This is a genomic window from Citrobacter sp. RHBSTW-00671 (assembly GCF_014103415.1).
Taxonomy (GTDB): domain Bacteria; phylum Pseudomonadota; class Gammaproteobacteria; order Enterobacterales; family Enterobacteriaceae; genus Citrobacter.
The window spans coordinates 1,834,963-1,848,974 of record NZ_JABXPR010000001.1; the positions used below are offsets into that span (position 1 = coordinate 1,834,963).

The window sequence follows — 14,012 nt, forward strand, 5'->3', positions numbered from 1 at the left end:
ATAACAGATTAAATTAACCGGCGAAGAGCGGGTTAATAAACAGAATTTGCCTGGCGGCTGTAGCGCGGTGGTCCCACCTGACCCCATGCCGAACTCAGAAGTGAAACGCCGTAGCGCCGATGGTAGTGTGGGGTCTCCCCATGCGAGAGTAGGGAACTGCCAGGCATCAAATAAGTGAAGAAGCCCATCCTGACGGATGGGCTTTTTTGCGTCTGCGTGTTTTTCCGGAAACAGGCGGATGAACCGGACTGAATGTATGTTGTAGGCCTGATAAGCGCAGCGCATCAGGCACTCCCGACGGCATTTTGCCGGATGCGGCGTCCCGCCTTATCCGGCCTACAGCTGAATGTATGTTGTAGGCCTGATAAGCGCAGCGCATCAGGCACCCCCGACGGCATTTTGCCGGATGCGGCGTCCCGCCTTATCCGGCCTACAGCTGCACCATCAGGCACTCCCGGCAGCACCTTGCCGGGGATGCGGTATGAATGCCTTATCTGGCCCACAAAAGCTCACACTATTTCTGACAGACAACCTGCCCCTCTTCCCTCGAACATTTCTTAATCCTTTTCCTGCTAATTAAAATCGTGATCTATCTCTCACAATAAATTATAACAATTATATAACATTTGATTTACTAAAACAGACCCGAAACATCATTGATAGATTCATAAGATCCTGGCAGGGGTACAATTCTAATGGCTGATAGCAGTGTAACTGAGAACGGGGCGCAGGCAGATGGCGACACCCGTCGTCGTATATGGGCAATTGTTGGTGCATCGTCAGGGAATCTGGTTGAATGGTTTGATTTCTATATCTACTCTTTCTGTTCCCTTTATTTTGCCCACATCTTTTTTCCTTCCGGAAATACCACCACTCAATTGTTACAAACCGCCGGAGTTTTCGCTGCAGGGTTTCTGATGCGGCCAATCGGGGGATGGCTTTTTGGTCGTATTGCAGATAAACACGGACGTAAAAAGTCCATGCTGTTATCTGTTTGCATGATGTGCATGGGATCGCTGGTGATCGCCTGTCTGCCTGGATATGAGACGATCGGCACCTGGGCTCCCGCACTATTACTGCTGGCCAGATTATTCCAGGGGCTGTCCGTTGGTGGGGAATACGGTACTAGCGCGACTTACATGAGTGAAGTAGCCGTTGAAGGTAAGAAAGGTTTTTATGCTTCATTCCAGTACGTGACATTAATCGGCGGGCAGTTACTGGCATTGCTGGTTGTGGTCATATTACAGCAAACCCTGGAAGACTCAGCGCTAAGAGCATGGGGTTGGCGTATTCCATTCGCACTGGGAGCTGTGTTAGCTATTGTGGCATTGTGGCTGCGTCGTCAACTGGATGAAACATCAAAACAGGATGTCCGTGCGTTGAAAGAAGCGGGCTCTCTGAAAGGTCTGTGGCGTAATCGCAAAGCCTTTGTCATGGTGCTTGGCTTTACCGCCGCGGGTTCGTTGTGTTTTTACACGTTCACAACCTATATGCAGAAGTACCTGGTTAACACAGCCGGTATGCATGCCAACGTGGCCAGCGGCATTATGACGGCTGCACTGTGCGTGTTTATGCTGGTACAGCCGCTGTTCGGTGCGTTGTCAGATAAAATAGGCCGACGGACTTCAATGCTATGCTTTGGTGCGCTGGCGACGATTTTCACTGTGCCTATTCTGTCTGCACTGCAAAATGTGAGTTCTCCGTTTGTGGCATTTTCCCTTGTGATGTGCGCCTTGTTGATCGTCAGTTTCTATACCTCCATCAGCGGGATACTGAAGGCAGAGATGTTTCCGGCGCAGGTGCGTGCTCTGGGGGTTGGATTATCGTATGCGGTAGCCAATGCCCTGTTTGGGGGATCGGCTGAATACGTTGCGTTATCCCTGAAGTCTGTCGGTATGGAAACGACATTCTTCTGGTACGTTACAGCTCTGGCAGTCGTCGCGTTTTTAGTATCGCTGATGCTGCATGGGAAGGGAAAAGGCTTACGCCTCTAATGATGTGCCAGTTGCCAAACGGCATAGCCGGTTGATGCGCCCGCCACATCCCAGGCGAAGTCTTTCCAGCTCCAGCCGCTCCCAGCGGGGCGGCTGTCCCACAGCTCTTTTGATGCACCAAGGCTGACTGAGAACATCAAACCGATAGCTGCGCTACGATCGCGACTGTTTCCCTGATGCTGTGCATACTCGTTCCCCGCTGCGGCAAGCATGGCCGAGGCGATAAAGTGTTGAGCTTTGTCTTGCCCACTCCAGCTGTCGTTAGCCATGTGGCTACAGCCGGAAAGAAGCAAAACACTGGCAAGAATACACAGGCGCACCGTTGCCTCCATAGGAAAAACCCCGTCACTGGACGGGGTCTTGATTACAGAATACGGCTGATTAATCTGTCGATTCGAATACGGCGTAATCGACGGATAAGCTTGCGCACTTTCACCGGATAATCAGCAATACTTTGCAAGTCGCGATAGTGTTTCACGACGGTGGTGTGCGTGCGGATAAGCTCCAGCTCTTTATCACGCTGGGGAGTCAGTTCCTGCTGGGGATCATGGATAAGAATGGCGTTTTCCAAATCCAGCCGCCAGGCGCGGGGGTTAAGATTATTGCCGGTAAGCAGCATCCATTTATCATCAACCCACATGCCTTTCAGATGATAGGTGTTGTCATCATCTTTCCATAAGCGCACGACCAGCTGGTCGGTATTCACGTAATACTGCAGTCTGCTCAGGAAACGGCGCAGATTTATTTCATACAGATAAGGCAGCGCACCGATGATCTTGAATGGCTCATCTTCCGGAATGAAAAAGTCGTTGGCGGTTTTATCACCGACAATGATTTCGACCTTTTTCCCTTCACGCAGCAGTTGAATGATATTGCGCACCAGGATGGCTGGCAGATTGAAATAAGGCGTACAAATGGTGAGTTTGTGCTCCGCACAGGGCATTAGGTGGAAAATAGTCTTATTTAACAGACTGGATTTTCCGAGCCCAACCAGCGGCGTGACCGAAAGCTGTTCATTATCCGCATCTCCCTGGAAATGGAAGGATGCATCGCGCAGTTCCTGACGGTACAGGCGGATATCGTTTTTAATTTCCGGACTTTTAGGCCGATGGATATCATCGAGACGATTAACGCCGCGCCCATTCATCAGGTTCTGCGCAACCCAATCGTACATGATATCGGCCATCTTCGCGTTGCGAATCAGCTGATAGCGGTCATAGCGGTATTTATCATGTTGGTGTAAGTAAACATCGTTCAGACTGGCCCCGCTATACAGGACGCTATCATCAATGATAAAGCCTTTAAAATGCAGAACACCAAGCGCTTCGCGGGTGTTAATTGGCACGCCGTAGACAGGGATATCGATACCAGGGTTTTCTTGCGCCATGCGGCAATACCAGTCCGCGTTGGTATTGGATGCCGCAACACCAATGCGTCCGCGCTGGGCTCGATGCCAGTCGACAAGCACCCGGATATCCAGTTCAGGACGCTGCCGCTTTGCCGCATAGAGCGCGTCGAGTATGCCTTTACCGCCGTCATCCTGTTCCAGGTACAGCGCAATAATGCAGATCCGTCGCGTCGCGCTGGCTATTTTCTCCAGCAGAGTCTCCCTGAAATTTGCGGGAGCATAAAAGAAATCTACATCATCAACTGACTGAGAAATCTTAGGTAGTTGGGCAAGGTGTTGTTGATGTTTATTACGCTTAAATTTTGACAACATCACAGTGCATTTCTTCTCTGTTCATTGAAGGGTCCTCTGTGCTTTGCAGACGACATAAGCGGGCAATGATACCACCAGTACCCATGAATGTGGTCAACATTTCCAGTACCTTACTCACGATTCCTCATATTGGGCCAGATTCAGCGTTAGCCCAACAATTCCCTCTTCGAGCTGGACATCGACATCAAACCCGAGTTTTCGGGCCAGGGCGACCATCCCACGATTGTTTGGCATCGTAATACCATTCAAACGTCTAAGTCCGTGATCTCGGGTGTATGCAATCAACTTTTCCATCAACCGACGACCTAAACCCAGCCCTTTGAGGTCTGAACGAACCAGTACGGCAAATTCCGCATCGATATTATCCGGATCGGAGATAGCCCGCGTCACGCCGAGGATCTCTTCGTGGTTATCACGACAACGCACGGCCACAAAGGCCATTTCCCGATCGTAGTCGATCTGCGTCATGTTGGCTAAATCTTCATGGGTGAATTCGTTGATCTCACTGAAGTAGCGATAATAAAGATCTTCTTTGGTTACCTGAGAAATGAACTGCTGCAGATAGTGTTCATCTTCCGGCAGAATAGGGCGGAACAGACAGCGCTCGCCGTTCTTCATCTCGACCCACTCTTCAAGCTGATGGGGATAAGGGCGCACCGCCAGCCTGCTTTCGTTATCGCCCGTGAAAGGGGTAATATCCAGTGTGACGTCCAGTGCAGTAAATTCCCCAGCAGAGGCCAACAGAGGATGGATATCCAGGCGTTGAATTTCCGGACAGTCGACGATCAGGTTGGATACCTGCACCAACAGTTGGCTTAAGCCAGCAATATCTAAGGGACGTAGTGCGCTGCGGGCGCGGATCTTTTTATTTTTGATCCCCTGGATCACCAGATAACGCGCCAGGTTCATGTTGAGTGGCGGCAATGCGACAACAGCTTGCTCTTCCGGTCGCCACTCAACTCCGCCTTCACCCAACATAATCAGTGGGCCAAATACCGGGTCATGTTCGACGACGACGCGCAGCTCCTGAGCACCGGCGCGATTCGCCATACTTTGTACTAACAAACCGTGGATACGTGCTTGGGGCCAGGCCATTTTTACCCGATCAAAAATCGCATTCGCAGCCTGCTGCACTTCTGTTGCCGTACGCAGGTACAACATAACCCCCTGAACTTCCGACTTATGTGGGATATCAGGAGAGCGAAGCTTCAGTGCTACCGGGTAACCGATTTGTTCTGCGATGTGTACGGCTTCCGCGCTGTCGCTGGCGATCCAGGTTGGTAGAGTGTGTAAACCATAGGCTTGCAAAATCGGCTGCACTTCATGGGTATCCAGCGATGTCGCGCCCTCAGCAATCGCCTGCTGTAACAGAGTATGCGCCTCGGCAGTGTTGGCAGTCAGGCTATCGGGTAGGGCTGGTGTTTCTCGCAGTTGCTTCTGGTTACGCCGATATTCGACCATATGCATGAAGGCCGTAATGGTACCTTCCGGCGTACGATAGGTGGGTAATCCGGCTTCACTAAACAGCCTGCGAGCTTCCTGGGATGAAAACTCGCCGCACCAGTTGGTCAGCAAAGAGACGAACTTACCTCGCGGATGCTGTTTGACGGCTTCAATTAGCGCCTGTGCGCTCTCGGTTCCGGGGGCTGCCGCACTGGGTGAGTGAATGACCATCAGTGCGTCAAAATCCTGACTGGCGAGTAAAATATCCAGTGTCTTAACGTAGTGTTCGCTGCTGGCATCGTCACGCAGATCCAGTGGGTTGGCGATATCCACGTGAGCAGGTAAGGTATCGCGTAATTTCTGGCAGGTTTCCTCACTCAGCGCGGCCAGCTTACCGTTTCGCGACCACAGCTCATCTAAGGCCAGCGCCGCGGGAGCGGCCCCATTGCTGATGATCATCAGTCTGTCACCGCGTAACGGGCGCATGTGGCTCAGGGTTTCGACTGCCGAGAAAAGCTCATGAGTGTCCTGTACGCGCAATAAACCAGCGCGTTGGATCGCCGCATCCCAGGCCGGGTCCATTCCGGCACTGGTATGCAGTAAACGCTGTGCTGCGGGGCTACGGCCGCTTTTAATCACCAGAATAGGTTTGTTACGCGAGGCGCTACGCGCGGCGGAGACAAAACGCCGGGCATCGCTTAAATGTTCGAGGTAGAGCAATATCGCGCTGGTTTTGCTGTCGCGCGCCAGGTAGTCGAGTAGTTCATCAACATCAATATCCAGGCTGTCGCCCAGTGCGATAAAGTAAGAAAAGCCCATTTCTCTCTGCTGTGCCCAGTCGAGTATGGTATTGGATACGGCGGCGGATTGAGAAATAAAAGCCAGCTTACCGCGCTTAATCGGAACGGGGGAGAAGCTGGCGTTAAGTCCCTGCCAGGGGGCCAGAAGCCCGAGACTGTTAGGGCCCAGTAGACGAATTTTATAACGTGATGCGCAGGCCAGCAGCTCAGCATGCTGCGCCGCGGGAGCCGAGAGAATAATGCAGGTTTTGCAGCCTTTCTCGCCCAGTGCTTCCAGTAACGCCAGATTACGGCTGGCATTGGTACACAAAATGGCCAGGTCAGGAGAAAAAGGCAGGCTGCCAATATTGGGCCAGGCCAGTACGCCCAACACGGCTTTCCAGGCGGGGGTCACTGGTAAAACGGGGCCGTTGAACCCGCCTGCCAGCAGGTTACGCATCATCAGGTATCCTGCTCGATTGGGCTTCATTGACGCCCCAATCACGGCAATGGATTTCGGTCGCAGTAGCGCTTCCAGACCACGTTGACTCATATCGGCTTCCTTAATGACTCCAGTGACCGAATGATTTTAAACGTTTTCTGATGAATCTGCTGTGACGCTTCCCTGATGTTGAGTTTTTCCTACCAGGTAGCGGGTTTTAAAGCGAGTAAAATGATCGCTTAACCCTTCCGCCGCTTGCGTATCTCCTGCCAAATCCAACAAGGCAATGGCGACTTCGGCAGTGCAGTACTGTCCCTCGGCGTGCACCCCGCGCAGGTGGTAAGCGGAAAGGCGCGATAGATCGACGGAGATCACCGGCAGGTTGTCGAGGTAGGGACTTTTACGGAACATTTTACGTGCTTCCGGCCAGGTGCCATCAAGCATGATAAATAACGGTGGTTTACCGGCTGGTGGCGTGAAAATTACTTCACGCTCTTCACCGGCATAAGACGCGGGGAAAACGACCATTGGCTGATAATCAGGATGTTGCACCAGATCAAGCAGTTCCTGCGGTGGTTCGGTACGAGACCACTGAAAAGCTGCAGTATTGGGTAAAATATCGGCAATCAAACGTCCCGTGTTGCTGGGCTTCATCGGTTCGGTATCGAACATCATCAGACAAAAACGGCTTTTGGCCTGAGAAGGCACCCATGTTGCGCACAGGCAGAGTTTCAGCGGTAGCAGACAACGCTGACAGCGACGAATGCGGTTGCCTCGGGCAAGAAAAGGACGTGTGGCGCGCGCGAGGCGCTCAGCGCGTAACTGAAGAACAGCGTTATCGGTCATGAGGAAACACGTTGAAAAACGCTATTGTCGCAGAGGTGAAAACGGGGCACAAGATGCGCCCCGCAGAGATTATAATGATTCGTTAAGCCAGCTATCAAACGGGGCTTTGGGTACTGCGCCATTCAGCATATCGACGACTTCACCTTTTCTGAAGATCATGATGGTCGGAATGCTGCGGATACCGAAACGTGCGCTGAGTTCGCGTTCGGCTTCCGTATTCACTTTAACAAAGCGCACTTTACCGCTACGCTCTTCCGCGACATCTTCAAAAATAGGTGCGAAGTTACGGCACGGGCCACACCATGGTGCCCAAAAATCAACTACCACCGGAAGATCGTCTTTTAGCAGCTTATCCAGTGTTTCACCGGTCGCATTGATCACCTCCCCGTCAAACAGGTCGTGACCACAGCGTCCGCATTTGGCCGCTTCCTGAACACGATCGTCGGGAATGCGGTTGATAGCCTGGCAGCTGGTACAAACGGTATTCATAACTAACCTCTGGATGAGTAGGGTGGACTTCGCGGCAATGACGCCAGTATGTTTCTATTATGTTACATATTATCGGAGAGACTGTTTTAAACAACAATGCGTTTTATTCAATGAGTACAATAGTCATTAGCTTTTAAATGAAATAATGGCTAACGACGTGCACATCGGGTAATCTGCGCGCTTCGCGCAGAGCAGGTGGAGAAAAACATGAGCGACGAACTGAAGAACAAAAACGGCAAGGTCAAAGTGATGTACGTCCGCAGTGACGATGACTCGGATAAACGCACCCAAAATCCACGTACTGGCAAAGGCGGCGGTCGCCCCGGTACTTCCCGAGCCGAAGGCGGTCGTCGCCCTGCCCGTGATGACAGAAAGGGTCCGAACAGCGAACGCGGTCGTGAGCGTGGTCGTGACCGCGATGTAGAACGCGACCGCAAACGTGAAGATTCACCGTGGCGTACCGTGTCCCGCGCACCGAATGATGATACTGCGGATAAAGCCGATCACGGTGGCATCAGCGGCAAGAGCTTTATCGATCCTGAAGTATTACGCCGTCAGCGCGCGGAAGAAACCCGCGTTTATGGCGAAAATGCGTGTCAGGCGTTGTTCCAGAGCCGCCCGGACGCCATCGTCCGCGCCTGGTTTATTCAGAGCGTCACCCCGCGATTCAAAGAAGCATTGCGCTGGATGGCGGCAAACCGCAAAGCCTATCATGTGGTTGATGAGGCCGAACTGGCGAAAGCGTCTGGTACCGAGCACCATGGCGGTGTGTGCTTCCTGATCAAAAAACGTAATGGTACTACCGTTAAGCAGTGGGTTGGTCAGGCCGGAGCGCAGGATTGTGTGCTGGCGCTGGAAGATATCGCAAACCCGCATAACCTGGGCGGTATGATGCGTAGTTGTGCGCACTTCGGCGTAAAAGGCGTAGTGGTACAGGACGCAGCATTGCTGGAATCAGGTGCGGCTATCCGTACCGCTGAAGGAGGGGCTGAGCACGTACAACCCATTACTGGCGACAGTATTGTGGATGTACTGGATGATTTCCGCCAGGCGGGTTATACCGTCGTCATGACCTCAAGCGATAAAGGTAAGCCGCTATTTAACACCACGCTGCCAGAAAAAATGGTGCTGGTGTTAGGCCGCGAACGCGAAGCTCTGCCAGAAGCAGCTTGCTCAGCAGACGATCTGTGCGTGGCGATTGACGGCACGGGCAACGTAGAAACGCTCAACGTCTCCGTTGCGACAGGTGTACTGCTCGCGGAGTGGTGGCGTCAGAACAAAGCCTGATAATAAAAATGCCAGCGAATCGCTGGCATGCCTGTCAGTTAAGCATGTCTGGAGAACGTTTTACTCTGAATAAGTTTCCGTTCACCTCATGTTCATCGCTTCTCTGATATCGCTATACACGTGAACGTGCAAGGGAGGCTCACCGCCGCCTCCCTTGCATCCCAGGCTCCCGGCAGGAAAATTGCCGACGTGTTTCCGTAAGGCCGGGAGAACCCGCAGGGATGCGGGTTCAGGGTGCGTGCGACAGGGATGTTGCATCGCGCCCGGCCCGGTAGCCTGGAGGAATAAGCGGAGGGAACCGCGGAGCGGCAATTTTCCCGCCGGGAGCCGGGATTGTTAAGGGTGCGGCGATAGCACCCTTAACACGTTCACTGGCGTTCAGTGTACAGAGAAGCGATGAACATGAGGTGAACGGAACCCTTTCACTGAGAGAGCATGTTCATTATCCCGCCAACACATGTTGATGCTTTCTGAAACTAAAATGTTAACTGATCAGCATTACAGCGAATCGCTGGCATTTTTTTACTCGCTTTCTGCGGGTAATACCGGCATCCAGTCGATCGGCTTTTCTCCCCGTTGTTCCAGCCATTCATTTGCCAGCACAAAGTGATTGCAGCCAAAGAAACCGCGATGGGCAGAAAGGGGAGACGGGTGCGGCGCTTTCAGCACATGGTGGCGCTGTGCATCAATAATGGCCCCTTTCTTCTGCGCGTGAGAGCCCCAAAGCAGGAAAACAACGCCTTCACGATGTTCGTTAATTAGGCTAATGACTTTATCGGTAAAGGTTTCCCAACCCAGGCTGGCATGCGAATGTGCCTGACCCGCCCGAACGGTGAGAACGGTGTTCAGTAGCAGCACCCCCTGACGAGCCCAACTCTCCAGGTATCCATGTGTTGGACGGGTAAATCCCGGGATGGTGGCTTCCAGCTCTTTATACATGTTCAGTAATGACGGCGGAGTGGCGATGCCTGGACGCACAGAGAAAGCCAGACCATGGGCCTGCCCTGGACCGTGGTAAGGATCTTGTCCCAGAATGACAACTTTAACGTCGCCAAGCTCAGTAAAGCGAAAAGCGTTAAACACATCTTTTTGTGGCGGATAAATTGTCATACCTGACTGGCGTTCGCCGGCAACGGTATGCAGCGTGTTCACAAAATAGGGCTGCTGTTTCTCTTCAGCCAGCACATCGTGCCAGGTTAATTCGGTGGCCATCTCGCTCTCCTGCGATTTTTTCAATCCCCATAGCTTAACTGCTTCTTTCAACGGCGCAAAATTCTGCACGCTTCTCAACGTGCTACCCCTTAAAGATAGTTGAAAATTTATGTAAAAAGTTTACCTGCGCATATAGCGTAAGTTGATGTAAAACAATAAAATCCGCCTATCACCACTTTTCATGTGTGGTTTTTGTTGATTTAAATCAAAGATTCAAGGGTGTGTGAGGGGTATATATACACTCAAGCAACAATGGTTTTACCAATTGGCCGGATGAGGCCAACCGAAATCAAATAATTTTGCCGGGGAGGCATCAACATGATTACAGGTATCCAGATTACTAAAGCTGCAAACGACGACCTGCTGAACTCTTTCTGGCTGCTGGACAGCGAAAAAGGCGAAGCACGCTGCATCGTTGCGAAAGCAGGTTTCAATGCTGATGAAGTCGTTGCCGTCAGCAAACTGGGCGAAATTGAATACCGTGAAGTACCGGTAGACGTACAGCCGGAAGTCCGCGTGGAAGGTGGTCAGCACCTGAACGTGAACGTTCTGCGTCGCGAAACGCTGGAAGATGCGGTTAAGCATCCAGAAAAATATCCGCAGCTGACCATCCGTGTTTCTGGTTATGCAGTGCGTTTCAACTCTCTGACCCCAGAACAGCAGCGCGACGTTATTGCTCGTACCTTTACTGAGAGCCTGTAAGGCTCGCGGGGAGTAACCCCGATTAGCAGAAAATCAAAAGGCGGAAGATGTTAGTGCATCTTCCGCCTTTTCACATCCGTTAGTAAAAAATCCTCACCGCACAGTAAACCAACAGTAATGCCAGAACGATATTCAGCTGCCGTCCATAGTGGCGAAAGATACGCTGGAAAAGATGACCCGCCAGCGCCCAGCAGGCATTGCCAAATGTTCCAATCAGCGCCAGCAGAATACTGACACCAATCAACCAGTAAGCATCCTGGGTATATGGCAACACAAACGTGGATAACGCGGTAATGCCATACAAAATGATTTTGACGTTCACAAACTGCAAACCAAAACTCGCCCAAAAGCTAATCGGTTCCGCCTGTAGACTATCGTTTGAGGCTGGGCTGGTGGCGATTTTCATGGCCAGCCATAAAATGTAGGCTGCCCCTGCCCAACTCAGCCAATGAATGATAGCCGGATCCAGGACGGCCAGCGAAAACGAGATCCCGGCGCACAGCAGCATTACGATTAAAAAGCCCAGACTCATTCCGGCCAGAACATGTGTGCTCTGACGAAAGCCATGTGATGTCGCCGCACTCAGCGCGAGAATATTATTTGGGCCGGGCGTTAGCGCAGTAATCAATGTATAGGTCCAGAATGCACTTAAAAGCATGGGGGTCACTTGTTATCTCCTCTGTTTTAGCAGACAGTACCCGAGACACAACATTTAAAAAAATGAATGTTTTTGCATTTTGGATTCGATAATTTCGATAGGTTGGTGAGGATGGATTTACGTCGGTTTATTACGTTAAAAACGGTAGTGGAAGAGGGCTCATTCCTGCGGGCTTCACAAAAGCTTTGCTGTACGCAATCAACCGTAACGTTTCATATTCAACAGCTTGAACAAGAACTCTCCGTACAGTTATTCGAAAAAATTGGCCGGCGGATGTGTCTCACCAGCGAGGGCAAACGGCTGATGCCGCATATACATGACCTGACTCGTGTGCTGGCATCGATCCGCCAGACGGCGCAACAAGATGCACAGCCGAGCGGCGATCTCCGCGTCGCAACCGGAGAAACGTTGCTGGCCTATAAAATGCCGCAGGTTTTACAGCGCTTTAAACAACGCGCTCCCAATGTTCGTTTGTCCCTACAGTCACTCAATTGTTATGTCATTCGTGATGCTCTGCTGGGCGATGAAGTTGATCTGGGGGTGTTTTATCGGGTGGGAAATGATGAGGCGCTAGAGATGCTGTCACTGGGTGAACAGTCACTGGCGCTGGTGGCCTCTCCGGTTCTTCAGGATGTTGATTTCACTCAGCATAATCAGCATATTCCCTGCAGTTTTATCATTAATGAACCGCAATGTATTTTTAGACAGCGGTTTGAAAGTCTGCTGCGTAAGCGACAGATAACGCTGGAAAATACTATTGAGCTATGGAGTATCGAAAGCATCAAGCAGTGTGTCTCTGCGAATCTTGGTGTCAGTTTTTTACCGCGGTTTACCGTTGAGAAGGAATTACACTCAGGAGAATTAATCGAGTTGCCGTTCAGTGAAAAGCCTGAACTGATTACCGCATTGTGCGCACATCATGCCGGAAAAGTCGTTAGCCCGGCGATGCGGATTTTTATGGAATGTATTACAGAGAGTTTTGCTGCGCATGAAAAAATGCCGGGCTAAACGGCCCGGCATTCGGTTTACTCTTTGTCGGACTGCTGGGTAGCAGCTCCGCTCGGCTTACGACGTTTGCCGATATTTTTGGCGTCGCGGTGACGTTTTTTCACCCGCGGCTTCTCTTTCTCTTTCGCTTTTTTCTCGGCGCGTTTTGCCAGCACTTTCTTGGATGGCTTACCGTTAGATTTCTCACTTGGCGCGCGCGTGGTTGGACGCAGTTCGTCGATGACGCGTGCCTTCAGTGGTTCGTCAATATAGCGGCTTGCTTTGCCGAGCAGCAGGTGGTCATGCGCTTCAACCAGTGAAATCGCGGTGCCTTTACGCCCGGCACGACCGGTACGACCAATGCGGTGCAGATAGGCATCGCCACTGCGCGGCATATCGAAGTTAAACACGTGGCTGACGTCAGGAATGTCGATCCCGCGTGCGGCCACGTCAGTTGCTACCAGCACGTTCACGCGACCATCGGTCAGGCGTTTGATCGCTTCGTTACGTTTGTTCTGCACCATCTCGCCTTCGAGATAGCAGTTATTAATGCCCGCCTGGCGCAGCCAGCCTGCCAGCTCGTGCACACGTTCGCGTTTGCGTACAAAGACAATTGAGCGGGTCGCTTCCGGCTGTTTTAACAGGTGGATCAGCATGGCAGTTTTGTGCTCGATATCATCGGCACGGTAGTAAAACTGATGGATCTTCTTGCGTTCGCGGGTGGACGGATCCGCTGAGACTTCGACCGGATCTTCCAGCAGACGCTCGGCAAAATCTTTGATCGCATCGCCTTCCAGCGTGGCGGAGAACAGCATGGTTTGCTTACGCCAGCGGGTTTCACCGGCGATATGTTCGATGTCCTGGGCAAAGCCCATGTCCAGCATGCGGTCTGCTTCATCGAGGATCAGCGTCTCAACCGCATGACAGTCGAAGTTCTCTTCTTTAATGTACTGCAGCAGACGACCCGTGGTGGCGACCACGATGTCCTGGTTTTCGCTAAAGACTTCCATGTGGTTCATGTAAGCCACGCCGCCGGTAATCGTAGCGATATCCAGATGCGTATTCTTTGCCAGCTCACGGGCGTGTTCGGCAACCTGCATCGCCAGTTCGCGCGTCGGCGTCAAAATTAAAATGCGCGGTGGACCGGATTTCTTGCGCGGGAAGTCGAGCAGGTGCTGCAACGCTGGCAGCAAATATGCCGCCGTTTTACCGGTGCCTGTCGGCGCAGAACCGAGTACATCACGGCCATCGAGCGCAGGCGGAATGGCGGCAGCCTGAATGGCGGTCGGGCGAGTGAAACCTTTTTCCTGGAGGGCATCCAGAAGGCTTTCATCGAGTTCAAGTTCGGAAAAAGTCGTTACAGTCATGTTCTACCTCTGAGTGGGGCGCTGATTATAGACGTTACGGCTGCAATCTTCATCTGTTTGTATGGATATACCTTCTCAGGTATTGT

General features: G+C 51.9%; 12 protein-coding genes and 1 rRNA gene. 5 read left to right on the top strand and 8 right to left on the bottom strand.

Annotated elements, in window-relative coordinates; all coding sequences use genetic code 11:
- Positions 1–49 precede the first annotated feature (49 nt).
- Positions 50–165 (top strand): 5S ribosomal RNA (rrf, locus tag HV261_RS08730).
- A gap of 530 nt (positions 166–695) precedes the next feature.
- Complete coding sequence (locus tag HV261_RS08735; RefSeq protein ID WP_202038017.1) at positions 696–1,994, top strand: MFS transporter; 1,299 nt, start codon at positions 696–698, stop codon at positions 1,992–1,994.
- On the opposite strand, the gene HV261_RS08740 is transcribed toward HV261_RS08735, so the two are convergent.
- From HV261_RS08740 to trxC, 5 genes are all read right to left on the bottom strand, one after another.
- Positions 1,991–2,326 (bottom strand): YfiM family lipoprotein, encoded by a 336-nt coding sequence (locus HV261_RS08740; RefSeq protein WP_411961633.1) that lies wholly within the window; start codon positions 2,324–2,326, stop codon positions 1,991–1,993. The genes HV261_RS08735 and HV261_RS08740 overlap by 4 nt on opposite strands.
- A gap of 32 nt (positions 2,327–2,358) precedes the next feature.
- A complete protein-coding gene (pssA, locus tag HV261_RS08745) occupies positions 2,359–3,714 on the bottom strand; it encodes a CDP-diacylglycerol--serine O-phosphatidyltransferase (protein WP_137383479.1) in 1,356 nt (451 codons plus the stop codon).
- 114 nt (positions 3,715–3,828) lie between these two features.
- On the bottom strand, positions 3,829–6,489 hold the full coding sequence (locus HV261_RS08750) for a bifunctional acetate--CoA ligase family protein/GNAT family N-acetyltransferase (RefSeq protein ID WP_202038018.1): 2,661 nt from the start codon (positions 6,487–6,489) through the stop codon (positions 3,829–3,831).
- A 36-nt stretch (positions 6,490–6,525) separates the two neighbouring features.
- Positions 6,526–7,224, bottom strand: a complete 699-nt coding sequence (gene tapT, locus HV261_RS08755; protein WP_202038019.1) for a tRNA-uridine aminocarboxypropyltransferase — start codon at positions 7,222–7,224, stop codon at positions 6,526–6,528.
- A gap of 69 nt (positions 7,225–7,293) precedes the next feature.
- Positions 7,294–7,713 carry a thioredoxin TrxC gene (trxC, locus tag HV261_RS08760; RefSeq protein WP_137383461.1) on the bottom strand — a complete coding sequence of 140 codons (420 nt, stop codon included), beginning with the start codon at positions 7,711–7,713 and terminating at the stop codon, positions 7,294–7,296.
- A 207-nt stretch (positions 7,714–7,920) separates the two neighbouring features.
- Between trxC and HV261_RS08765 the strand changes: the two genes are divergently transcribed.
- Positions 7,921–9,000 carry a tRNA/rRNA methyltransferase gene (locus HV261_RS08765; protein ID WP_202038020.1) on the top strand — a complete coding sequence of 360 codons (1,080 nt, stop codon included), beginning with the start codon at positions 7,921–7,923 and terminating at the stop codon, positions 8,998–9,000.
- 522 nt (positions 9,001–9,522) lie between these two features.
- Here the strand turns inward: HV261_RS08765 and ung are convergent.
- Entirely contained in the window at positions 9,523–10,212 is a 690-nt protein-coding gene (gene ung, locus HV261_RS08770) for a uracil-DNA glycosylase (RefSeq protein ID WP_137383463.1), read from the bottom strand.
- A gap of 318 nt (positions 10,213–10,530) precedes the next feature.
- Between ung and grcA the strand changes: the two genes are divergently transcribed.
- The gene (grcA, locus tag HV261_RS08775) at positions 10,531–10,914 is read left to right on the top strand and encodes an autonomous glycyl radical cofactor GrcA (RefSeq protein WP_003037563.1); all 384 of its coding nucleotides are present in this window, start codon (positions 10,531–10,533) and stop codon (positions 10,912–10,914) included.
- Between the two features lie 79 nt (positions 10,915–10,993).
- Here the strand turns inward: grcA and eamB are convergent, their stop codons facing one another.
- On the bottom strand, positions 10,994–11,581 hold the full coding sequence (gene eamB / locus HV261_RS08780) for a cysteine/O-acetylserine transporter (protein WP_137383464.1): 588 nt from the start codon (positions 11,579–11,581) through the stop codon (positions 10,994–10,996).
- A gap of 102 nt (positions 11,582–11,683) precedes the next feature.
- Here eamB and HV261_RS08785 point away from each other — a divergent pair, with 102 nt between their 5' ends.
- Positions 11,684–12,580 (top strand): LysR family transcriptional regulator, encoded by an 897-nt coding sequence (locus tag HV261_RS08785; RefSeq protein WP_137383465.1) that lies wholly within the window; start codon positions 11,684–11,686, stop codon positions 12,578–12,580.
- 17 nt (positions 12,581–12,597) lie between these two features.
- Here the strand turns inward: HV261_RS08785 and srmB are convergent, their stop codons facing one another.
- Positions 12,598–13,926 carry an ATP-dependent RNA helicase SrmB gene (gene srmB / locus HV261_RS08790; RefSeq protein ID WP_003835340.1) on the bottom strand — a complete coding sequence of 443 codons (1,329 nt, stop codon included), beginning with the start codon at positions 13,924–13,926 and terminating at the stop codon, positions 12,598–12,600.
- Between the last annotated feature and the right edge of the window lie 86 nt (positions 13,927–14,012).